This is a genomic window from Pedobacter sp. Leaf170, assembly GCF_920984665.1.
GTDB lineage: Bacteria > Bacteroidota > Bacteroidia > Sphingobacteriales > Sphingobacteriaceae > Pedobacter.
Window position 1 is genome coordinate 270898 of record NZ_CAKLBP010000007.1, and the last position, 22958, is coordinate 293855.

The following is a 22958-nucleotide window of genomic DNA, read 5'->3' on the forward strand; positions in this document are numbered from 1 at the left end:
TGTTGATGTCCTTAAATAAAGGAAGAGGTTGTGTAAATATCAACTTAACATAATATTAATTATAAGACAAATTATTAGTTCGTATTATATCAGGTAATTACTTCGACGTTTGCTTGGCTGCAGAAATTACTAATGGCGGATTATCAGCTGCGTTACCTTTGTTCAGTTTTAAAATGCCTTTAACAGATACTGGTAAGTAAGTAAATTTTATAGGCTCGGCCATTTCAACTAAAACCATAATTGGAATACCATTTTTACCACAAAAGAAACATTGATTTATTGGCAATGTTGAAAGCATAAACTTAGTTTGTTTCATACCATCTTTTATCGGCACAATATATCCTTCCAATTCAAAGGCTTTATTCTCATGCTTTTTAATTTCAGCATTGTAAACTGCGTACATTTCTGTAGGCTTCACATTTTTAAAAGTTACATCTCCAATAATGTCCCAGTTTGGCGAATCAATCTGGTCACTAAAATCGTGTTGCGCACTCGCTTTAAATCCAATAAAAATTAAAGCAATTAAAATTATTTTTTTCATAGTATGATTTTGTGATCTAATTGATTTTTTCTGAACAAGCTTCACAAATCCCGGTGGCGACTAAATTTAATTGCGCTACACTAAATCCTTTTGGCACACTAAATGCCGGAATTTTAACGCTGTCTAAACAATAAACTTTTTGACAATTATTGCAATTGAAATGCACATGTTCATCGTGATGTTGGTGTGCAGAGCAACCATCAGAACAAATTGCATAATTTGCCGTTCCATGATTATCAAGAACTTTATGAATTATTCCTTTCTCTTCAAAAGCTTTTAAAACCCTATATAAAGTAACACGGTCTACAATTTTCCCCATCACTTGTTCTAAATATGGTTGAGAAACTGCAGAATCTCTTTTACTTAAAATATCCAGAACTTGCAACCTTGGACCGGTGCGTTTAAGTCCGTTTTTTATAAGTAAATTTTCAAATCTTTCTGTGTTTTTCATCAACACAAAAATAAACATTTATATTATGATTTTGGCATTTTTGAGGGATATAGGTGCTGCAAAACTAGCATCCCTCCTTTCGAGTTTCAAAATTCCAGCGATTTTAATTGGCTTAACAGAGAAGGCGATTGCTTTGTCCATCTCCACCATAATCATTGCTGGAATACCGTTTTTTCCGCAGAAATAACATTGATTTATTGGCAATGTTGCCAAAAAGAATTTCTGCTGATTTACACCAGCTTTTATCGGAATTAGATATCCGGTTAGGTCAAATACTTTGTTCTCAAAACGTTTTATCGATTCGCTAAATATTGGGAAAAGTTCATTCTTATCTGTAAGTTCAAATTTTACTGAGCCAATAATATCCCAATTTAACGAATGTAATTCATCACTTAATTGATGTTTTTTATTAGATTGAGCTACAGATTTTAAACTGCAGCAAGCGAAAAAAATCAAGAGAAAGCCTTTCATAATTGCTCAGCATCTAGAAGAAAAAATTCAGATCGTTTATCACCAGAATCGTTTATTACAATTTTGCCTTTAAGTTTTATCGGTTTGCTGCTATAATTTATAGGATTTTTCATTTTAACTTCTACCATAGCTGGTATATCTCCGGAGCCACAAAATGGACATGATTCTACAGGAACTATTGATAGCATAAATTCAGAAAACTTGTTTCCAACTTTTATAGGAATGATGTAACCTGGTAATTCAATTATTTTATTATTTAAAGCTTTTAGTTCTGCCGGATAAAATACTTTCCATTCTAAGGGCTTAACTTGTTTCTCGTATCTCAAACCAATTAAATTCCAGTATTTGGTTCTCATATCTGTATGCACCTGTACTTGCGCATGTATTGCTTTGCTGGTAAAAGCTAAAAACAAAATCACTAATATTAGCCTTTTCATAAGTTATTATTGTAAGATTAATACCGCATCCACAAGAAAAAATTCACTTTGATCATTACCAGAATCATTAATTATAAATTTGCCTTTTAACTTTATCGGTTTATCCGTTATAGCAATTGATTTACTGGTTTTTACCTGCAACATTGCCGGAATATCACCGGTGCCACAATACGGGCATGATTCTACAGGTACAATCGAAAACATAAATTCCGTGAATTTAGCGCCGACTTTCGTCGGAATCATATAACCAGGCAATTCGATTATTTTATTGTGTAACGATGTTAAGGGTGCGGGATAAACACTTCCCCATTTACCGGGCGAAAGTTCTTTATCATATCTTAAACCAATAGTATTCCAGGTTTTGGTGCGCAAGTCTTTATGAACCTTAACCTGAGCTTTAAGTTCGAGTAAACCTAAAAATAAGACATTAAAAAAAAATAAGACCACTACCCTCTTCATTTTATCTGTCTTTAGAAAGTGTTTTGGCAATATCCACCCGGTAGGTTTGCAATGCAGGAATTACTGATGCGACGATACCTATAATTAGTCCGGCCAAAAGCAAATAAAGTTCTTCTACAACAAAATAAAGTCCGGTTAATTTAGCCTGAGATGATTCCTGGTATTTGCCAATAACTTCAATAGCAAGGTGTCCAATTAAAAGTCCGATGAAGGCACCAATAGTGGTGATTAATAAGCCTTCTAACATCACCAAAAAGAAAAGTTTTAGTTTTGATGCACCCAAACAACGCATAATAGCCAAATCGTATTTCTTCTCTTTCATAGAATTATATAAACTGATAAAAACGCTTAACGCAGAAATTGCCATAATTAGGATGGCAAACCATTTCAATGTATCAATGCCCACACCAATAAGTGAAAATAATCTTGCACTTTCCATTGCCGGAGAAGCCGCTTGCATGTTTGTACTTTGATTTACCATGCGGGGAAATATTACAACTGACATTGGAGAACGATATTGAATTAAGATTGAAGTGATTTCTTTTTCATCAAGCTCATTTTTAGGTTCCTTCTGATGTTCTTCATGCTCATCTTCCTCAGCATGCATTTTGTAAATGCTACCGATATTTGTCAGAATTAAATTATCAGTTACATTATTCTGAACCTTTAAAATTCCTCTAACAACGTAGGCATTCTTTTTATGTTCATCTCCGTTATCACTTAATCCGTGTGCACCGAAAAACTTGTCTCCAACTTTTAAATTCGCTTCTTTGGCAACAGTATTACCTATTGTTGCTTCCAAATCCTTGCTCCAAAAATTGCCTTTATCTAACTTTAAACCATACAAACCTATAAAAGTTGTATCCGTACCAACAATCCTATATCCGGCATAGTTATCGCCCAGCGCCAAAGGAACAGCTCTTTTAACTAATGGATTTTGCATTAATTCCTGAGCATCTTTTGCAGGGATATTTCCTGTTGGGAAATCTATATGATAAATACTGCTCAAAATTAATTGCAGCGGACTACCCTTAGCACCTACCACCAAATCGATATCCTTTGCATTTTGCTCTAATTTGTTACCAATTTGTGATGATGCTAGAAATAATATCGACAGTATGCCTACGCCAAAAGCAACCAATAATATATTTAAAATAGCCGTTAGCTTATTTCTGAATATGTTTTTATAACTAATTTTAAGAATATTCATTACAATAAATAAGCTTTAGTGATGTGGTTTCGAACGCGTTGATCATGTGTAGCAATAATTAGTGCTGCACCGTTATTCTGAGCCTGATTAGTTAACATTTCCAATACCTGAATCGTATTATTATCGTCAAGGCTTGATGTTGGTTCATCAGCAATTAAAAGTGAAGGTTTATTTACCAAAGCACGAGCAACAGAAACCCTTTGCAATTGCCCTTGACTTAGCTCATCAGGGTAACTGCTTTGTTTTTCATTCAATCCTAAATCATTCAAAATTAACTTGATACGCTGTTTATCAAATTTACATCCGGCCATAGAAGCCGCAATTTCTAAATTTTCAATCACAGTTAATGAACGAATTAAGTGTGGCCTTTGAAAAACTATACCAATTTTCTGCCCTCTAAATTTGTCCATGCTCTTGGCCGACAAGCCATAAAGATTTACATCATCAAATTTTACATCACCTTGTGTAGGCCTTAATAAACCCGAAATAATGTTAAGCAATGTACTTTTTCCACTGCCGGAAACCCCCATAAGTAACCATTGTTCTTTATCTTCGATATTCCAATCGGGAAATTTAATAACTTGTCCTTTAGGATATTGATGTGAAATGGAATTGAGATTTATCATTTAATTATTTTTAAGGTCGGTTTAGGCTGCTTGATTATTAAATTTTTAATTGCATACCTTCTGTAAAGTTCAGTAGCATCATTACTGCCATGTTTACACGATGGATTAAGCATGGCGATGATACCTAATGCTATTGCGCATCGCATTTTATTTCTAATCATGTAGTTTTGCAAATATAGAATTTAAAATATAGGCCAAACGTGGCTGTATTAATAAGGTTACGCTTAATGATTATGTTTCACAGTGCACGATTTAACATATTTTAAATTAATAAAATGTGCTGTTGCAATAACAATTCCGCCAATTGGAATCAAAATTGGCTCTAAAAAATCATAACCCGAAAAATGCCCGGCTGCTATTAGCGCAAAGCCTAAAACGAGTATTACTGTTGGATATATTTTGCGATGTTCTTTCCGGTAAGATATGCTTAAAGACCAAATGCCTAAAATTAGAGAAACCAGTATCATAGAAATTTCCACCCATTCATTTGCGAGAAAACTAAGGCCCCAAAGTGGTAAAAAGGTAATCAATAATGGAACTAAGGCACAATGGATGGCGCAAAGTACAGAAGCCGTTATACCCAAACTATCTAAATTTATACTCGTTTTGGTGATTTTCATGTTTCAATATTTGAAAACAAATATAAAAGCAATATTGTTGCATTTATAATTTATCATAATAAATTATTTTTTTTTCGTGATTGTTCAATGAATTTGAATTTTGTTTTGTTATTAAGGAATGTATGATAATTTCCCGTTAGCAGAAGCTGCAAAGCTTCAGGTTGAGTTGGCTAAGCAATTAAAATTTGAAAAGGTTACTACTATTTCTACAATTGCTGGAGCAGATATTTCATTTAATAAAGACAGCACAACAATGTATGCAGCAATAGTTGTTTTATCTTTCCCAGAGCTTAGGCTTATTGGTTATGCTATAGATACTTATGATACCACATTCCCTTTTGAAGATGGATTTTTAGGTTTTAAAGAAGTTCCGGCATTGTTAAAGGCCTGGGAACTAATTAAGGAAAAGCCTGATGTTGTAGTTTTAGATGGCAACGGAATTCTTCATACAAGAAGGATGGGCGTGGCGTCTCATTTTGGAATTTTAGCCAATCAGCCTGCAATTGGATGTGCCAAGACGATGCTTAATGGCGAAAATTTTAGTCCGGAAAATTTAAAATTTAGTACCACTGAGCTAAAAAATAACCAGGAATTTTTAGGCTTTGCATTAAGAACTAAAGTAAATTGTGCTCCAGTTTACGTTTCGGCTGGTCATTTAATTACTCATCAACAAAGCCTTGAATTGATTAAAAAATGTGTTGGCAAGTATAGAATTCCTGAACCTACACGTATTGCGCATGAAATTGCTAACCAGTTTAGATTAGGAAAAATTAAAGCTGGTTATCAAACAATTCAAAAACCACTTACTTTATTTTAGATCCAATTAATTCCTTTTTTTAGTAGCTGCAGGGTTTTATATTCTTCAGAACCAATTTCTGGTTGTACATTATAACCCCAATTAGCTTGTGGAGGTAAACTCATTAATATAGATTCTATCCTTCCATTGGTTTCTAAGCCAAATTTAGTTCCCGAATCGTAAACCAGATTAAATTCTACGTACCTGCTTCTACGCTGATACTGCCATTCTTTTTGAACTTCCGTAAATACTTTTTCACGGTTTCTATCAATCAGTTCAGTATAAATTGGCAAAAATGTTTGTCCAATATTTACAGAAAAGTTAAGTATTTCTGCCCAGGTTAATGCTGTATTTTCAGGCTTTAATCTGTCATAAAATATACCGCCAATGCCCCTTGTTTCCTCTCTGTGTTTAATGAAAAAGTAATCATCAGCATGATTTTTAAACTTTGGGTAAAAATCTACATTGAAATCATCGCAAGCCTGTTTTAATTTATGATGAAAAAACCTTGCATCGTTTTCAAAAACATAATGTGGCGTTAAATCAATCCCACCGCCAAACCATCTTGTTTCCTCGTTTAATTCAAAATAGCGAATATTCATGTGGATAATTGGAACCAATGGATGATTTGGATGAATAACGATAGAAACGCCGGTAGCAAAAAAATCTTCCTCGGTAACATTAAAAGCCTTTTTCACAGCTTCGGGAAGTTTGCCATAAACTGCAGAAAAATTAACGCCGCCTTTTTCTATTATTGCACCGTTCTGCATAATACGTGTACGTCCACCTCCTCCTCCATTTCTTTCCCAAAGCTCTTCTTGAAATTTCCCCTTTCCATCAGCTATTTCTAGTCCACGACAAATTTCATCCTGTATTAATTTATAACGCTCGGCTACTTCTTCTTTAAACATGGCTGCTCTTCTATTTCCAAGCAAATTTAAGGCTATTAAACTAGCAAAATCTATTAATGTTTAGATTTACATTTTATTGACAGTTTCTGAAAAATTCTACTCTTCCAAATAGTTTAAATCTTTATTGAAACTTTCTTTTAAATAGGTTACAGAAATCATAGCAATTACAGTTACAATGCCCATTACAATAAAAGCGGCTGTTATAATGTTAAACTGCTGAACAAAATATTCGAATGTTAAAGTTATTGGGATGAGTGCGCCACGTACAAAATTTGGTGCCGTTGTGGTTACTGTAGAACGGATGTTGGTGCCAAATTGCTCAGCAGCAATGGTAACAAAAGTTGCCCAATAACCTACTGCAAAACCCATAAACAGGCAAATTAGTATGAAATTATTCTCGGTTAATTGCGTTCTTGTTAAATAGATAATTACCGTTACTACCGATAAGCTTTGAAAAATTAATACCGTTTTTTTTCTAGATTTTAAAATTTGTGCCAGAAAACCGCAAACAACATCGCCAATGGCAATACCAAAATAAGTATACATAATTCCGGTTCCTGCATTCAAAACCTCTTTAGCGCCTAATGCTTTACCAATTTCTGGCGATTGGGTGACCAAAATGCCTACAATAAACCATAATGGCAAACCTAAACAGATGCAAGCGAGGTATTTTAAAAATCGTTTTCTATCTGAAAACAACATAAAGAAGTTACCTTTTGAAACACCTGTTGCTTCTTCGGCTTTTTTGAACATGCCAGATTCAAAAGTGCCAACACGTAACAATAAGAGCAACAAACCCATTCCTCCACCAACAAAATACGATGTTTGCCAGGAAAAATGCTTCCCAACAGTTGCAGCGGCGGCAGCGCCTAATAAACCAATCCCGGCAACTACCATTGTTCCGTAGCCGCGTTTTTCTTTATCCATTGTTTCGGTTACCAGAGTGATGCCTGCGCCAAGTTCACCGGCCAAACCTATCCCAGCTATAAAACGAATAATGGCATAGCTATGTACATCGGTAACAAATCCATTAGCTATGTTGGCAAGAGAATACATTAAGATAGAACCGAAAAGTACTTTAATTCTACCAAATTTATCGCCGATAATACCCCAAAGCAAGCCACCAAGCAAAAGCCCGAACATTTGCATGTTGATAACGTATTCACCATCGGTACGCATGTGCTCAGGCGAAACGCCTATATCGGCAAAACTTTTTAATCGAACAACAGAAAAGAGTACGAGGTCGTATATATCAACGAAGTAGCCTAGAGCGGCTACAATGACTAAGAAAATAACGTTGCGGTTATTGGAAGGTTTAGGCTCCATTGGTTTATTTGGTTTAATCGCTGAAAGTACAAATAAGCACAAATAAAAAAAAGCCGTAAACGAAAAAAGCCCCGAATGTTTCGGGGCTTTTTTCCTCTAAATTGGAGGAATCGTCTTTTTCATGGTATCGGGTGGCGTCGTTGTCTTGGCTGTATCCATTGGAGTTGTAGAAGTTTTAGTAGTATCCATTGGTGCAGTTGTTGCAGTTGAATCAGCCATTGTACTATCAGAAGAACCGGCCATGTTTTTTGATGAGTTGCATGCTGTAGTGGCTACCATTAACGTGCCAGCGAAAGCAAGACTTAAGATTAAATTTTTCATTAGGGTTGAGTTTTAATTTTTATAAAATGAAACAATCATTTATATGATGGTTCACTGTTTTCTTCTTACTTAATATCAAACAACCTTTTAATCATTTAGTTTTACAATTATTTTAAAATTTAATTGTCGATTTATTTTTTTATCAAAGGATTATATGTTAATTGTATAAAAGCAACTCATTCAATATCAAATCATTCCAAAATTCTTCTACCAAAGTTTTACTTAAGCATGCTTTGTAAAACTTTAAAAGGTGGTAAAACTTTCTGATATTAGTAATTATGATTATTTCTCAAAACACCCTTAAATGGGTTATGCGCCTTTATCCCCCACTATTCTTTCAGCGCATTTGGGTTCAAAAATTTGAGAACGATTTTACAAGTTGTACGGTTAAGCTGAGTAAAAGCTTTTTAAATAAAAATTATAATGGTTCTATTTTTGGCGGAACCATTTATGCTGCAACAGATCCTTTTTATGCTTTACTTTTTGATCAGTTGATGCAACGCAGAGGTTTAAAAGTAAGGGTTTGGCTTAAAAGTGCATCAATTCAATACTTAAAACCCGGGCGTTCGGATTTATTTTTTACGATAAACGTTACCGAAGAAATGATTTTAGAAGCAGAACAAGCTTTGAAAACCGTAGGCAAGTTTGTAAAAGCCTACCCTATGGAAATTACGAATAAACAGGGCGAACTTTGCGCCACAGTAATGAATGAAGTTTACATAAGAAACCTGCACCAGGGCGAACAGCCTAGAGTTGCTTACTAATCTATTTTATATGCCGAGTATTAAAAGTTTGATTTTGCAGGGTGAAGGCGTTACGCTTGATTTCAAAAAAACGATTACCAATACTGGCAAAATTGCCAAAAGCCTGGTCGCTTTTGCAAATAATAAAGGCGGCAAATTATTAATTGGAGTAGCTGATGATGGTACAATAAAGGGAGTGAAAGCTGAAGATGAAGAAAGGTATATGATTTTAACTGCAGCACACCAATTTTGCAAACCTGCAATTGAACCAAACTTTGAAGAAATTTATGTAGATGATAAATTGATTTTGGTTGCTAATATACCGGAAAGCGACACCAAACCACATTATGCTTTAGATGAGGATAACAAATGGTGGGCATATATTCGTATAGATGATAAAAGCGTTTTAGCAAGCAAAATTATTGTCGAAGTTTTAAAGAATGACCATAAAAATAACGGTGTGCTTATCTCTTATTCTGATAACGAGAAAAAGCTACTCGAATATCTGGACAAAAACGATAAAATAACGCTAAAAGAATACAGCAAATTAATGAGAAGCTCTTATCGCAAGGCGCAAAAAATTATTGTAAACCTTATTTTGGCAAACGTAATTAAATCCAATACCTCCGAAAAGGAAGAGTATTTCACAGCAGTATAACTCCTTAGATTTTCGTTCGATTTATCATTCTTTTTGAAGTTTAAAAAGCCGAACTTCGCAGACTTATGTTTTCAAAAATTTACTCAAAATACAAACCTTATTATAAAGAAAACCTTCATTTGGCATTGCCGATTGTAGGCTCGCAGGTTGGCCATACGTTGGTGCACATGGCCGATAGCGTAATCGTTGGTCATTTTACAGATACTACGCAACTTGCCGCCGTATCTTTAGTGAACAGCATATTTATTTTAATTATGGTTATCGGTTTGGGTATTTCTTATGGTTTAACGCCATTAATCGCTCAAGAAAACGGACGCTCTAATCCTGAAGAGTGCGGAAAACTCTTATCAAACAGTTTGATAATTAATGTTTTGATAGGCATTTTACTTTACTGCCTTGTTCATTTTGGTGTATTGCTTGTTATCGATAATTTAGGACAAACACCTGCTGTAGTTTATTATGCAAAGCCATATCTTGGTTTCCTCTCTGTATCTATTATTCCATTGCTGGTGTTTCAAACATTTAAGCAATTTGCCGAAGGTTTAGGTTTTACCAAACAAGCCATGTTTGTATCTATTTGGGGCAATGCAATTAACATAATATTAGGAATCATTTTCGTTAAAGGAATGTTTGGCATTAAACCGATGGGCGTAAGCGGTGTTGGACTTAGCACATTGATTGACAGAATTTTAATGGCTACCGTAATGGCGATTTATGTGCTAAGATCAAAACATTTCAGAAAGTATCTTATCAATTTTAAAGCAACTTTTATTGATAAAGTTAGGGCAATTAAAATTATCAAAATTGGTGCACCAGTTGCCATGCAATATTCATTTGAAATTAGTGCATTTAGTGGTGCAGCGGTACTAATTGGAACTATTGGCGCAACAGAACAAGCCGCACATCAAATTGCGATAAGCCTGGCTGCAATGACGTATATGATTGCAAGTGGAATTGCATCTGCAGCAACAATTAAAACAGGTAATAATTTTGGTAAAAATAATTTTGATGATTTAAGAAAATCCGCTATTGCCAGCTATCACGTTATTTTGTTGTTTATGAGTTGTACAGCAATAATTTTCATCCTGGCAAACAGCCTTATGCCTTTCATTTATACAGAAGATTTAAATGTGATTAAAATTGCTGCTCAATTACTAATCATTGCCGGCTTTTTTCAATTATTTGATGGTACGCAAGTTGTAGGTTTAGGAGTTTTACGCGGCATTGGAGATGTTAATGTGCCTACTTTTATTACATTTTTAGCATATTGGGTTGTAGGCATTCCTATTGGATATGTTTTAGGCTTTAAGTTTAATTTGGGCGTTAACGGGATTTGGTATGGTCTAACTTTCGGTTTATTAACTGCATCTATCCTATTGTTTTTGAGATTCCAGAATAAAACTAAAGCATTAAATATTAAGGCCGAAAAACAATTAATAAATTAACTGTAAATGTTGATTATTTACCGCCAACATTAACAATTAAGCCGATAGTGAAAATTGAATTTCCTGCCGACATGTATTTTCTGCTTTTTAAACCAATATTGCTGCTGGTTGTATATTGCAGTTGAAAAGTTTTACTTAATGCCATACGTGTAAAGAAAATTGGCTCAAAGAAAATGTTATCTTCTTTAGGTTGAACAACACCATTTATAAAAAACCTATCCATTGTTAGATGGCTTATTCTTAATGCCGTACCATAGTTAATCGGAAAATCTGTTCCGAACAACCTTAAATTATTCTTCTTTTTTGAGCTATAATTAACTTGCAAAAAGGCTTTGCGGAAATCAACCTCCTGCACTTCATTACTTATTAAAATATCATTTTTATAATCTCTAAAAGTTATGTCGCTCCAGCCCTTTCCAACGCCTGCATAGATTTCGATAATCCTGTTATCATCTGGTCCAAAGGTGTCAAAATATCCGCCACCAATTTCAACAAGCTTGTGTCCAAAATCTTTAGTTTTTCGTTCATTATTCATTGTAGAAGCGCTAAACAAAACACCAAAATGATTTGAAACCGCATAAGCGCCATTTATACTGGCATTACCCTTTAAAGAAATATGTCCGCCACCACTAAATTCGCCTTGCTTGCTGAGCATTGGTGTATTCGGAACATTTGGCATGTAAACTGAAGAACAACTGGCCATAAAAAGCGCAAAAACCGGAACTGTTAAACGTAAGTATTTTATCATAGATGTTTAATAAACAGAATTTGTTGACAAAAATTGTGCTAAAGTTTCATTTTCATAAAATCCATTACTCTTTTAAATTCGTCATGTAAATCCGCTTTCAAATAAATCCTTTCTTTACTAATGGGATGAAAAAAGCTTAGTTCGGATGCATGTAAGAGCATGGTTGTCATATTCCATTGCTCTAAAAAGAATTTATTTTGCTTATTGCAGCCATGTGTTCTATCGCCAATTATTGGATGCAAAATATGACTAAAATGCCGTCTTAGCTGGTGCATCCTTCCTGTTTTTGGGGTAGCTTCAACTAATGAATATCTTGAGGTTGCATGTTTGCCCAAAGGTATATCAACCTCAGCCTTTTGCAGGGTTTTAAATGACGTAAATGCATCCTGCATGGTTCCGTTTTCTTTAGCCAAGGGATAATCTATGTCCATTATATCTGGGGCAAAACCACGTAGTATCGCAAGATATTTTTTATCAGTTTCAGTATTCATAAACTGTTGATGCATAGCAATTTCGGCTACTTTATCAAAAGCAAAAAGTAATATACCACTAGTCTTTCTATCCAGTCTATGTACCGGGCTTACGTGTTTGCCAACCTGGTCTCGGAGCATTTGAAGCGCAAATTCGGTAGCATCTCTGGCAATTGATGATTGGTGCACTAATAATCCATGCGGTTTATTTATTGCAATTAAATGTTCATCCTGATAAATGATTTCGAGCATGGGCGAAGATAAGGATATTGTTAAGTAAACAAGTCAAATGCTAATCGGTAAGTATTACAATGCGCATCAACTATATCTTTAATATCTGCAGAATAACCGCCTCCCATGCTTACTTGGACAGGCAGGCCTTTACTCCTACACGCTTGCAAAACAATATTATCCCGCTCCTTACAGGCCATTTTGCTTAGCGAAAGTTTCCCTAACTTATCGGTGGCTAAAACATCAACACCTGATAAGTAAAATACAAAATCTGGTTTAGCTTCCAGAAATGCCTTTTCTAAATTACTAAGCATTATGGAAAGATATTCATCATCTCCAATACCATCGTTTAATGCAACATCTAAGTTTGATAGCTCTTTTCTAAACGGAAAATTTTTATCGCCATGCATGGAAAAAGTATAAACTTTTGGATGATTTTGAAAAATTTCTGCTGTGCCGTTACCTTGATGAACATCTAAATCAATAATTAATATGCGATAAGCTAATTTCTTATTTAATAAATAGTTAACAGCAATAGCTTGGTCGTTAAGCATACAAAATCCTTCTCCCCAATTGCTACCTGCATGATGCGTTCCACCTGCAACATTAAATGCAATTCCATTAGCCATTGCAAATTGTGCCCCATCTATTGTTCCTTGGGCAATCCGTAATTCGCGTTCAATTAGCTGAGCATTAAGCGGAAAACCTATTCTTCTTTGTTCTTTAGCAGGAAGCGTCAAATTTTTCAAATGTTTCCAATAAGAAACATCATGCGTAAGAAGTACATGTTCTTCAGCCAAAGGCTCCGGATGAAAAATGTTTTCTTCAGAGATTGTACCTTCGTGCAAAAGTTGTCCGGGAATTAATTCATATTTAAGCATCGGGAAACGATGCCCTTCGGGCAGTGGATGTGCATACAGCGGATGCCAGGCAACTTTTATCATTTACCTAATATTTCCTCCACGTGCTTTTCGATATTGTCACAAATCTGATCAACCGGTAAGTCGTTTGCATCCTCTCCAAATGGATTCTCAATTTCCTCAGCTATCAGCTCTAAACTCGCTAATACATAAAGAATAAAGGGAACGATTAATACCAGGTAATAGCCTAAACTGAAAACCCAACCAATTGGTATGGTAAGCACATAAATAAAAATGAATTTCTTTATGAAGGCACTATAAGAAAATGGAATCGGTGTATTTTTTATTCGTTCACAGCCGCCACAAATATCAGTAAATTGGTTCACGTCATTTGTTAACACGATTAATTGCTCTTGAGAGATTTGCTGGCTTGCCGTTAAAGCGTACAATCTGGAAATCATACTGCTCGCAATTTGATTGGGGATATGTTTACCGGCTTCAACCTCTATCAAAAAACTGTTTTTACCAAAATATTGTTTCTCACGTAAATGTTCTTTTAAAGCAAAGGCATATTTTGGAATACCATATTCAAAGAAACGAACGTCATCGTTGGATAGATTTAAAGCCTTAATTTTCATTGAAAAGTTTCGGCTAACATTGGTTAAGTTTCCTAAAAGCTTCCTGCCATCCCACCACCTGTCGTAAGATGTATTTGTTCTAAATACCAGTAGCATCGATATTACAAAGCCAAGTAAACTGTGCATCATGCCGATATTACTTACATAATCACTTTTAGAAAGTTTAAAAACATTCAATTCCAAGAAAGCCACTAATGCCGAGAAAATTGAAACGCTTAACATCAGCGGCCATAATTTCCGGATGGTATCAGCCTTATGAACATTAAATATGAAAGTAAACCAATCTTTAGGATTATAATTAATCATTTAGCTTATGTTAATGTTTAAAACTTGTTTGCATACTTTTAATAACGCTTGTCCGGTTAAATAAATATCTTCAAAAGAATTATACAAGGGAATCGGACTTAAGCGTATCACGTTTGGCTCACGCCAATCTCCAAGCACCCCGAAATCAATCAAACCATCAAAAATCTCTTTTCCTTTTTGCGCTGCGATGATAGAAAGTTGCGATCCTCTATCTATGGGGTTTTTAGGTGTAATTATTTTAAACTGCAACAAATTAATTTCTTTATTAACCTGATTGATAATAAATTCTAAATATCCAGTTAAACTTATACTTTTATTCCTAAGCGCTTCTACATTGCCGGCTTTATCAAAAATTTGTAGCGACGCGTGGTAAAGCGCCATTGGCATTACCTGCGTACAACTCACCTGCCAACCATCTGCACCTGCTTCCGCAACAAAGCCCTTTTCCATTTTAAAACGTTTACTTTCCTGATAACCCCACCATCCCGCAAAGCGATTCAGGCTGGTATTGTTATGATGTTTTTGATGGACGAAAATGCCACTAATTCCACCAGGACCAGAATTTTGATATTTATATGAACACCAGCATGCAAAATCTACATCCCAATTGTGCAACTGTAACGGCACATTACCTGCAGCATGGGCTAAATCCCAGCCCACAATTGCACCAACATCGTGACCAGCCGTAGTGATTTTCTCCATATCATACCATTGGCCGGTATAATAATTAATTCCTCCAAAAAGGACTAAGGCTATTTCCTCGCCATTTTCTTTGATTTTAGCAACAATATCTTCATTCCTTAAAATTTCTTCGCCTTCCCTTGGAAATACCTCTATAATTGCTTCATTTGGATTAAAGCCATGAAACTTAACCTGACTTTCAATGGCATATTGATCGGAAGGAAAAGCACCACCTTCCATTATAATTTTAAAGCGTTTGCCTTTTGGTTGATAAAAACTCACCATCAATAAATGAAGGTTTACCGTTAGCGTATTCATCGGACAAACCTCCATTGGTGATGCCCCAACAATCGGGGCCATCAAATTTTTAAGCGCTTTATGGTAAAACATCCAAGGTTCCTCACCATCAAACCAGCCCTCTACAGCATAGTTTGCCCAATTATCTAGCTGACGATTTAAAACCTCTCTTGCTACTTTAGGTTGCAAACCTAAAGAATTGCCGCACAGATATATAAACTCTCCATTTTTATGATTTGGAAATAGAAATTCAGACCTAAATTCTTTTAAAGAATCTGTTTCATCCAAGTGCTTTGCGAAAGCTAAATTATTTTCAAAATTCATTGCCTCAATATTACAAAAAAAGCAGGCATTGTTTCCAATCCTGCTTCAATCTGTTTTGATAATTGTTAAAATTTTATCGTGTCGTGTTTGCCAATATCTGGTGTATCGCCAGTAACAACAGCCTTTAATATGCTAAATAAAACTACAATTTTTGATGATGATGAATCCCAGTATTCTGCTTCTTCTGGTGTAACTTTTATCAAAATCAATCTTGGGTCTTCAACGCCATCAGGAAACCATGCTTTAACAAATGGATTAAAATAAGCTTCTTTTCTAACTTTATCATCTACTAATTCTGCCTTCCCCTTTACAGTTAGATAAGTGTTTTTAGACGGCTCACTATAAGCAAGCAGAACATTATTATCTTTTGAAATTTCTTTCGATTTTAATGAATATTCATTGGTAAAAAACCAAATACTTCCATCTTCTTCAATTTTTGCAGTACCCATTGGGCGACTACCGAATTCATCCTTAGTTGAAACTGTAGTAAACATACATGTTCTTACACTTTCAGCCATTTCTTTTAGAATTGATATATTTTTCTCGTTTTTCATAGCTTAATTTTATATAGATGAAAAACAGCGGTATGTTAGAAATGTTTTAGTTTAAACCTTATTTGGTTTACTAACATATTTATTTCCTTTAACAAAAAAACGCCAGGGTAATAGAGCATGTTCCTTTGCATAAGCAATCCCAACACGAGGCGTAGCAGCTATTTCAATGTCCTCATATTTTATACCATAATCCTCTATCCAGATTTCATCACCTGTTAAGTTTTTAGCATTAAAAGTTTTATCAATACCCAAAGCCTTTGCCGCCGAACCTGGTCCGGATGAAATTGCTGGTTTTGAAAGTAACATGTTACGCCTTTGCTCAATGATATCAATTCCAAGAATTGGCTCAATCGCCCTTATCAAAATCGCATGCGGTTCATCTTTGGCAGCGCTTACAACATTAAAAAGATGGTGCATACCATAACAGAGATAAACATAAGCAACACCACCTTCGCTATACATCGTTTCTGTTCTGCCGGTTCTTCTGCCTCCATAAGCATGTGAAGCTTTATCTTTAACACCAAAATAAGCTTCAGTTTCGACAATAATGCCAGCAGTTAATTCATTATCAATGTTGGTATAGAGCACCTTTCCTAATAAATCCTTTGCCAGAAAAATTGCATCAGAATTTAAATAATATTCGGCTTTTAGCTTCAAAATAATTAACTTATTACTTTAATAAAATTGATATAACCTGCTGTAAATAAACACTATCAATATTATCATAATGATTTAAGTATTCACTATCTACATCAAGCACACCAATTACTTCACCATCCTTTATCAATGGCAAAACGATTTCTGATTTAGATGCAGTTGCACACGCAATATGACCAGGAAATTCATCAACATTTGGTACAATAAGCGTTTTGGATTGTGCCCATGAAGCGCCACAAACACCTTTGCCTTTTTTAATGCGGGTACAAGCAACCGGACCTTGAAATGGACCCAAAACTAATTCATCATTCTTTACAAGATAAAAACCTACCCAAAACCAGTTAAACTGCTCTTTAAGTGCTGCTGATACATTAGCCATATTCGCAACGAAATCTTCTTCCCCATCAAGCAATGCCATAATTTGAGGGATTAATGATTCATATTGTTCTGCCTTTGTTTTGTTTCTATCAATAGTTAAATCTTCTGCCATAATGCAAGCAAAGTTAATCATGATAACCATGTTTTTAAGATTTCACTTTGATAATGACAAAAATTTGAAAACATGGACTTATAATTTGATTAGTTTTGAATGAATTAATGATTAATAAATGATTGTAGCATTAACCATAACAAAGTTTAAACCCATAACAATACCATTCGCTTTTATAGGAATGGCTATTTTGAGGCTACCATTAATACTAAATAGAAAGTGCTCATTCTGGAAATTGATGGGTGCCGGAAAAGATGCACAAGTAGATTTAGGTCCGGATTTTAAGCATTGGGCAATATTGACAGCGTGGGAGAATAAAGCAGATTGCGATGACTTCTACAAACATTCATTCCCAATTAAATGGTTTCGCATGTTTGGTATTGAAGAATTTACTGTATTACTTAAACCTTTAACATCACATGGTTTATGGTCAGGAAAACAGCCATTTAAGATTGAAAAATCTAATGAAAATAAATCTGGAAAAGTGGCAGTAATTACAAGAGCCGCCATTAAATTAAATAAGCGTAAAGAATTTAGAGACAACATTTCTAGAGCTGCAAAAGAAATGCGCAAAGCAGAAGGATTTATAATATCTGCCGGCGTTGGTGAAAACCCTTATTTAGATCAGGCAACTTTTTCTATTTGGGAGAATGTAGAGGCGATGAAAAATTATGCCTATAAATCTGTCGACCACTCAGACGTTATAAAATTAACCAGGCAACGGAAATGGTATTCGGAAGAATTATTTGCTCGTTTCGCAATAATACAATGTACAGGGAGCCTAAACAGACAATCCATATCTCTTTAAAAACACAATAAATTTATTTAAACAATATAAAACCATGAGAGTTGTAGCAGAACTTCCGCACCCGGAATGTAAAATATCAATTTTTTCGATGAACCAAAAGTTCATAGTGAAATTTGAACAGGGCACATTTGAACAAAGCTATAAATTAGCAGAGTTAGACTTAAGTGGGGGTGGCGTAAATGATGTGTTTGAAATCTTAGATGAAGAGTTTATAGCTACCGTGATTGAGCGCTTTAAAACGATGCGCATTGATTTTGGATTAGCTTATAAAAGACATCAATATTAGTATGTAACAAATTGATTTACAGTACATAAAATTATTAAACAGAATTTTATTTTGAATTTAAAGCCCAAATACAGCAATTAAAGCTCAGCTATATAATTATTTACTTGAGCAATATAAATCTAAATAGCTGATATTCAATTATTAATAATAGCAAACAAAATTATATTTTGATGCCTCGTATAGCCAAATAAATGATAATTTGAGCTGAATTGAGCAATCTGCATCCATTAGTAGATCAAAATAAATGTACAAGAAAATTATTCAGGTTAGATTTGATGTCGGGATTGAATAATAGTGAATTGACTATGCTAACAGACATTCACCATTACCCTTATGGAAATGGTACAAAAGCAAAAAGGTCCCGATTTATAGTCGGGACCTTTTTATTTGTACTCGCGAAATTATTATTTTCCAGAGTTTTTCTTGTCAGTTACTTCTGCACGGATTTCTTGTGCTAAAACTTTAAGATCTTGCATTGCTTTACGCACACGAGTACCAGCAGCTGCATTGCCAGCGTTATAAAATTTTTCTACATCTGCTTCTATTGCAGCTACAGCAGCTTTAACTTTTGAGAATTTTTCCATCGCTAATTGATGTTTTTAAGGTTTAAAAAATTTATTTCATCAATAATACATATTTACCTCGAATTAACAAGAGAATGCAAATATAAATTTGAAAGAAGTTTTGCACATTTTGAAAAGCCCTAACATGCCTTTGCAATATAATGAGGGTATATTTTGGATTTTCAACCTAAAAAAACAGGTGTATTCCAGTTCATCTGTTTGGATAATTTTATCAGATTTTCAAAGGTTTTATTGGCGCTATTAATGGTTCTATCGTAGTCTTGCTCCTGCACCGTTTCATTTAACACAGCAACAAAAGTTTTCCATTTTGCGCTTAAATCATCACCATAAACACCATAATAATTTAAACCAGCTTCTTTGCCTTCAAAGTTAGAATTGGCTAAAATATGCTTCTTAATCACGTTTCCGCCTAATGTGGCGCCTTCTAGTACATAAAGCGCACCTAAAACTTCAGCATTATTGGGCGCTGGCAAATACAATTCAAAATTTAATGGAGGTAAGGTTAAAACATCAATGTTCCAATAAGTCAAATCCTTTTGTAATGATTCAAGCTTCAATCTATTTTTCATATCGAGCTGGCTTGCAATGCTGTCATCTAACATATTTGCCAAGCTATGTTCTAATTTTTGATGGATGATGTAATTAATGGTAAGCAACTTTTTATAATTTTCGATGCTTAAAGTTTTGTTCATAATATCATTAACAAACATTAATGATTCTAACTGTTGGTGTTTATCTCCGGTTTGATTTCTTAATAAATTGGCAATCATTGTGATTTAAAATATCGATGGTTGTAAAAAAGAAAAGATTCGGCGTAAACCGAATCTTCAATCTATATAAGTAAAAATTAATTTAAGCGTAAATGCTGGTTAAACCAGAAATCGTGTACCGAATGTACACATTGTACCAAATTGTCGTATCCGTTTGGTTTAGTTAAGTAAGCATTAGCTCCAAACTCTATTGATGCTTTAATATCATCAGGATTATCAGAGGTAGAAAACAATATTACCGGTACAGACTTTAAATAAGGAATATCTCGGATAAATTTAAGTAAATCTAAACCAGATAAGCCTGGTAAGTTTAAATCCAGCAATATCAGCTTGGGTTTTGTTTTAGTATCGGCAAAGTTTTGAAGTTTTCGAAGCGCTTCTGTTCCATCCTCAACAATCGTTAAGTTTAAACTGTCTTTCACTTCCTGAATTGCACTCTGCATAAAAAATGCATAGTCCACATCGTCTTCTACGTAAAATATATCGGGCGTTTTCATCTTATTATTTTTTAAAAGCTACGTAAAATGTAGAACCTTCATTTAGTTTACTATCAAACCAAACTCTGCCATTATGTTTTTCTACAACTCTTTTTACAATAGCCAAGCCTACTCCAGTTCCATCTATCTCTTTAACGTTGTCCATGCGCTTAAAAAGCTCAAAAACCCTATCGTAATAACGATTATCAATTCCTATACCATTATCGGTAATTGTATAAATTATCTCATCTCCATCTATATATGAAGATACCTCGATTTTTGGTTTTGTTGCTTTAGATGAATATTTAACCGCATTACTAATCAGATTTGTAAATGCTTGCGCAATGAATGTTTTATCTCCCTTTAAATCTGTTAATTGCCCTAAAATTAGTTCGGCATTGTCTGCTTTAAAAGCATTCCACACTTCATGGGTAATTTCTTTAATTAAAGATTCCATATCAACCACTTCAAAATCAATTTCAGAGCGGCCAACCCTCGCTAAATTTAGTATCTCTTTGATTAAGAAATTCATTTTGTTGGCACCTGTTAATATCCTTTCCAGCATCTTTCTGCCGCCTTCATCAATACTTTTATTTTTAAGCAATAATTCGGTATAGGTTTTTACAGAGGTAAGAGGTGTTCTTAAATCGTGAGAAATTGTATAGCTAAAGGTATCCAACTCATCATAAGCTGCCTGTAGCTTTTCATTTAACAATCTGATTTCGTTAGCCTTTTTATTTACATCGGTAATAATAACCTCGCGAATGCGAAGAACAGATGCAATTTCTTCTGCAAGCCATTTTTCGGAAGTGTTATTAACAACCTGAGACCATTTCTCAAAAGATTTTCTTGGAGATAAACCTTCTAAGCCATCAGGCAATATTTCTGTTGGTTTTTCTGGGTTACCCGCCCATTGAACTGTGGTAATTTGTTCTGGTTTAAACCAGATTATCATTTCGTTTAAATCTTTACTTAAGTTACACGCCAAAATACCCGAACCTAAATTTTTGTATTTTTTAGCAGGATGAAAAATTTCAGGTAATCGATGTGTATAATAAATGGATTCTTCATTAATGCTCTTCAACCACTCTGCTAATTCCCATATATCTTCATCAGCAGGAACATTGCCTAAGGTTTTTAATTTATTTTCAAAAATTATGGCTACACCTGTTCCTAGCGTGATATCGAAAAGTGATTTTTTATGACCCGCTAATGCATCTATTAAATATTTATCTCTTGATAAATGCTCTGTTAATATGGTAGCAGTATCTTTAAATTTTTCAATAATTTCAGAGTCTTCCTCGCCCTGGCGATATTCTAAAGCCGAAGAAAGGATTTCACCGATTAATTTAGAGCCTTCTCTTGCTTTATAATCGATAAATTTAGCACTGTAATTATGACATGCGATTAAGCCCCAAAGTTCTCCTTTACAAATAAGTGATATGCTAAAGCTAGAATGCACACCCATATTTTTTAAGTATTGAATATGAATTGGCGAAACGGCTCTTAAAACACCATTGGTTAAATCTAGTGGTTTGTCTTCTTCAAAAGTAATAATTTTAGCATCCTCTGCGTTTACATCAGCAATTAAACGGGTTAAATTAAGTTTATATAATTCTCTTGCTTGTTTAGGAATATCTGATGCCGGGTAGTGCAAACCAAAAAAAGGCTCTAATTTTGATTCCAGCTCTTCGGCAACCACTTCACCATGCCCTTCTTCCTGAAATTTGTAAACCATTACTCTATCGTAATCGATGAGCTTTTTAACCTCAATAGCGGCGCCTTTTAAAAGTGCAGCAACTGTTTTCCCTTGCAGCATAGCTGATGCAGAACGGCCAATAGCACTTTGAAGATCGTATTGTAATGTTACCGGTTCAAACTCCAATAACCAATTATCTACCGATTCAGAAATTATTAGGTAGTAAGGCTTAACGCCTATAGCAGTTGGATGTGGACTTATAGCATGAAAACTCTTTCTTATCACTCCAAGCCTCAATAAATCTTCAATATCAAATTGAATCTCATTTTGGGTGAAAAAACTATTTAAAATGCTTACAGATTTGTTCAGAAAGTTTTTAGCAGATTCACCCAAAAAAGTTTCAGCATTTTCACTAATATATGATATAGTATGATTAGCTTTTTTTACCGCAACAAGAAAGCCATGTGATTGCACTTTGCCGGGAATGTGAATTGGCTCTTTGTCACAATTGGTTAAATCTACTGAGAAATTATTCATAAAAATATTTGTATACAAAAGTATCAGATTTATCGGCTTTACAAACTCCTGTACTTTAAATAGATTTAAAATTTTTCATTTCAGTTTTGCGGTTTATTTTTTATTATATATTTGTTCAAAATTAAAAGTTCATCCCGTTGGCAAAAAAACACATTTTGGTTGTAGAAGACAACCATGCAATTTTAGATGTAATTACCCTAATACTTGAAAGCGAAGCTTTTGATGTTGAAGGTTTAAATAAAGGTGCCGACTTTATTAAACATGTTCATGATTTTTTACCTGATGTTATCATTATGGACATAATGCTTCCGGATATTGATGGCAGGGTTTTATTGAAAGAATTAAAACAAAATCCAGAAACCAAACATATTCCTGTTTTAATGATTTCGGCAAGATATAACTCGACAAACTATATGCTTGATGATATTGCTGCAGATGATTTTATGGCAAAGCCTTTTAATATTGATGAGCTGATGGATAAAATTTATGCACTTTTAAAAAAATCTAAAGCTTAGGCAATAATCGAT

Annotated in this window: 30 protein-coding genes; 7 read left to right on the plus strand and 23 right to left on the minus strand. The window is 34.4% G+C overall.

Annotated elements, in window-relative coordinates; translation table 11 throughout:
- Nucleotides 1-97: 97 nt before the first annotated feature.
- The 8 genes from LUA90_RS16895 to LUA90_RS16930 all read right to left on the minus strand — a co-directional run bounded on the left by LUA90_RS16895 (nt 98) and on the right by LUA90_RS16930 (nt 4815).
- On the minus strand, nt 98-541 hold the full coding sequence (locus LUA90_RS16895; protein ID WP_231459602.1) for a hypothetical protein: 444 nt from the start codon (nt 539-541) through the stop codon (nt 98-100).
- A 16-nt stretch (nt 542-557) separates the two neighbouring features.
- A complete protein-coding gene (locus tag LUA90_RS16900; RefSeq protein ID WP_231491825.1) occupies nt 558-992 on the minus strand; it encodes a Fur family transcriptional regulator in 435 nt (144 codons plus the stop codon).
- An 18-nt stretch (nt 993-1010) separates the two neighbouring features.
- Nucleotides 1011-1463: a hypothetical protein gene (locus LUA90_RS16905; RefSeq protein WP_231491826.1), complete on the minus strand. Its 453-nt coding sequence runs from the start codon at nt 1461-1463 to the stop codon at nt 1011-1013.
- The gene (locus LUA90_RS16910) at nt 1460-1900 is read right to left on the minus strand and encodes a DUF3299 domain-containing protein (RefSeq protein WP_231491828.1); all 441 of its coding nucleotides are present in this window, start codon (nt 1898-1900) and stop codon (nt 1460-1462) included. The genes LUA90_RS16905 and LUA90_RS16910 overlap by 4 nt, the downstream gene beginning before the upstream one ends.
- A 6-nt stretch (nt 1901-1906) precedes the next feature.
- The gene (locus LUA90_RS16915) at nt 1907-2359 is read right to left on the minus strand and encodes a hypothetical protein (protein WP_231491830.1); all 453 of its coding nucleotides are present in this window, start codon (nt 2357-2359) and stop codon (nt 1907-1909) included.
- A 1-nt stretch (nt 2360) separates the two neighbouring features.
- A complete protein-coding gene (locus LUA90_RS16920) occupies nt 2361-3569 on the minus strand; it encodes an FtsX-like permease family protein (RefSeq protein ID WP_231491831.1) in 1209 nt (402 codons plus the stop codon).
- Nucleotides 3569-4195 (minus strand): ABC transporter ATP-binding protein, encoded by a 627-nt coding sequence (locus LUA90_RS16925; RefSeq protein WP_231491833.1) that lies wholly within the window; start codon nt 4193-4195, stop codon nt 3569-3571. The genes LUA90_RS16920 and LUA90_RS16925 overlap by 1 nt, the downstream gene beginning before the upstream one ends.
- Before the next feature lie 224 nt (nt 4196-4419).
- On the minus strand, nt 4420-4815 hold the full coding sequence (locus tag LUA90_RS16930) for a MerC domain-containing protein (protein ID WP_231491835.1): 396 nt from the start codon (nt 4813-4815) through the stop codon (nt 4420-4422).
- A 118-nt stretch (nt 4816-4933) separates the two neighbouring features.
- On the opposite strand from LUA90_RS16930, the gene LUA90_RS16935 reads away from it, so the two are divergent.
- Nucleotides 4934-5632, plus strand: a complete 699-nt coding sequence (locus tag LUA90_RS16935; protein WP_231491836.1) for an endonuclease V — start codon at nt 4934-4936, stop codon at nt 5630-5632.
- Here LUA90_RS16935 and hemF read toward each other — a convergent pair.
- From hemF to LUA90_RS16950, 3 genes are all read right to left on the minus strand, one after another.
- Nucleotides 5629-6522, minus strand: coding sequence for an oxygen-dependent coproporphyrinogen oxidase (gene hemF, locus LUA90_RS16940; protein WP_231491837.1), 894 nt, complete (start codon nt 6520-6522; stop codon nt 5629-5631). The two genes, LUA90_RS16935 and hemF, sit on opposite strands and share 4 nt — an antisense overlap.
- Before the next feature lie 96 nt (nt 6523-6618).
- Nucleotides 6619-7848: an MFS transporter gene (locus LUA90_RS16945; protein ID WP_231491838.1), complete on the minus strand. Its 1230-nt coding sequence runs from the start codon at nt 7846-7848 to the stop codon at nt 6619-6621.
- A gap of 96 nt (nt 7849-7944) precedes the next feature.
- Nucleotides 7945-8169, minus strand: coding sequence for a coproporphyrinogen III oxidase (locus LUA90_RS16950; protein WP_231491839.1), 225 nt, complete (start codon nt 8167-8169; stop codon nt 7945-7947).
- Between the two features lie 278 nt (nt 8170-8447).
- Between LUA90_RS16950 and LUA90_RS16955 the strand changes: the two genes are divergently transcribed.
- From LUA90_RS16955 to LUA90_RS16965, 3 genes are all read left to right on the plus strand, one after another.
- Nucleotides 8448-8933, plus strand: a complete 486-nt coding sequence (locus LUA90_RS16955) for a YiiD C-terminal domain-containing protein (RefSeq protein WP_231459579.1) — start codon at nt 8448-8450, stop codon at nt 8931-8933.
- A gap of 10 nt (nt 8934-8943) precedes the next feature.
- Complete coding sequence (locus LUA90_RS16960; protein ID WP_231459578.1) at nt 8944-9570, plus strand: helix-turn-helix domain-containing protein; 627 nt, start codon at nt 8944-8946, stop codon at nt 9568-9570.
- Between the two features lie 65 nt (nt 9571-9635).
- Nucleotides 9636-11015, plus strand: a complete 1380-nt coding sequence (locus LUA90_RS16965) for an MATE family efflux transporter (protein WP_231491840.1) — start codon at nt 9636-9638, stop codon at nt 11013-11015.
- Nucleotides 11016-11028: 13 nt separating this feature from the next.
- Here the strand turns inward: LUA90_RS16965 and LUA90_RS16970 are convergent, their stop codons facing one another.
- From LUA90_RS16970 to LUA90_RS17005, 8 genes are all read right to left on the minus strand, one after another.
- On the minus strand, nt 11029-11763 hold the full coding sequence (locus LUA90_RS16970; RefSeq protein WP_231491841.1) for a hypothetical protein: 735 nt from the start codon (nt 11761-11763) through the stop codon (nt 11029-11031).
- A 38-nt stretch (nt 11764-11801) separates the two neighbouring features.
- The gene (locus tag LUA90_RS16975) at nt 11802-12485 is read right to left on the minus strand and encodes a pseudouridine synthase (protein WP_231459573.1); all 684 of its coding nucleotides are present in this window, start codon (nt 12483-12485) and stop codon (nt 11802-11804) included.
- Between the two features lie 20 nt (nt 12486-12505).
- Entirely contained in the window at nt 12506-13408 is a 903-nt protein-coding gene (locus tag LUA90_RS16980; RefSeq protein ID WP_231459572.1) for a histone deacetylase, read from the minus strand.
- Entirely contained in the window at nt 13405-14268 is an 864-nt protein-coding gene (locus LUA90_RS16985) for a bestrophin family protein (protein ID WP_231459571.1), read from the minus strand. The genes LUA90_RS16980 and LUA90_RS16985 overlap by 4 nt, the downstream gene beginning before the upstream one ends.
- Nucleotides 14269-15570 (minus strand): kynureninase, encoded by a 1302-nt coding sequence (gene kynU, locus LUA90_RS16990; protein ID WP_231491842.1) that lies wholly within the window; start codon nt 15568-15570, stop codon nt 14269-14271.
- Nucleotides 15571-15635: 65 nt separating this feature from the next.
- Nucleotides 15636-16124 (minus strand): pyridoxamine 5'-phosphate oxidase family protein, encoded by a 489-nt coding sequence (locus LUA90_RS16995; RefSeq protein ID WP_231459568.1) that lies wholly within the window; start codon nt 16122-16124, stop codon nt 15636-15638.
- A 51-nt stretch (nt 16125-16175) separates the two neighbouring features.
- Nucleotides 16176-16781, minus strand: coding sequence for a DNA-3-methyladenine glycosylase (locus LUA90_RS17000; protein ID WP_231459567.1), 606 nt, complete (start codon nt 16779-16781; stop codon nt 16176-16178).
- Nucleotides 16782-16794: 13 nt separating this feature from the next.
- Nucleotides 16795-17271: a GAF domain-containing protein gene (locus tag LUA90_RS17005; RefSeq protein ID WP_231459949.1), complete on the minus strand. Its 477-nt coding sequence runs from the start codon at nt 17269-17271 to the stop codon at nt 16795-16797.
- Nucleotides 17272-17389: 118 nt separating this feature from the next.
- On the opposite strand from LUA90_RS17005, the gene LUA90_RS17010 reads away from it, so the two are divergent.
- Together LUA90_RS17010 and LUA90_RS17015 are read left to right on the plus strand one after the other, a co-directional pair.
- A complete protein-coding gene (locus tag LUA90_RS17010; RefSeq protein WP_231491843.1) occupies nt 17390-18079 on the plus strand; it encodes a DUF3291 domain-containing protein in 690 nt (229 codons plus the stop codon).
- A 34-nt stretch (nt 18080-18113) separates the two neighbouring features.
- Nucleotides 18114-18365, plus strand: a complete 252-nt coding sequence (locus tag LUA90_RS17015) for a hypothetical protein (protein ID WP_231459565.1) — start codon at nt 18114-18116, stop codon at nt 18363-18365.
- 404 nt (nt 18366-18769) lie between these two features.
- On the opposite strand, the gene LUA90_RS17020 is transcribed toward LUA90_RS17015, so the two are convergent.
- The 4 genes from LUA90_RS17020 to LUA90_RS17035 all read right to left on the minus strand — a co-directional run bounded on the left by LUA90_RS17020 (nt 18770) and on the right by LUA90_RS17035 (nt 22431).
- A complete protein-coding gene (locus LUA90_RS17020; RefSeq protein WP_010602585.1) occupies nt 18770-18949 on the minus strand; it encodes a hypothetical protein in 180 nt (59 codons plus the stop codon).
- Nucleotides 18950-19110: 161 nt separating this feature from the next.
- The gene (locus tag LUA90_RS17025) at nt 19111-19719 is read right to left on the minus strand and encodes a biliverdin-producing heme oxygenase (RefSeq protein WP_231459564.1); all 609 of its coding nucleotides are present in this window, start codon (nt 19717-19719) and stop codon (nt 19111-19113) included.
- A gap of 77 nt (nt 19720-19796) precedes the next feature.
- Entirely contained in the window at nt 19797-20216 is a 420-nt protein-coding gene (locus tag LUA90_RS17030; RefSeq protein WP_231491845.1) for a response regulator, read from the minus strand.
- Nucleotides 20217-20220: 4 nt separating this feature from the next.
- On the minus strand, nt 20221-22431 hold the full coding sequence (locus LUA90_RS17035; protein WP_231491847.1) for an ATP-binding protein: 2211 nt from the start codon (nt 22429-22431) through the stop codon (nt 20221-20223).
- Between the two features lie 137 nt (nt 22432-22568).
- On the opposite strand from LUA90_RS17035, the gene LUA90_RS17040 reads away from it, so the two are divergent.
- Entirely contained in the window at nt 22569-22946 is a 378-nt protein-coding gene (locus tag LUA90_RS17040) for a response regulator transcription factor (RefSeq protein ID WP_231459558.1), read from the plus strand.
- Nucleotides 22947-22958: the final 12 nt, after the last annotated feature.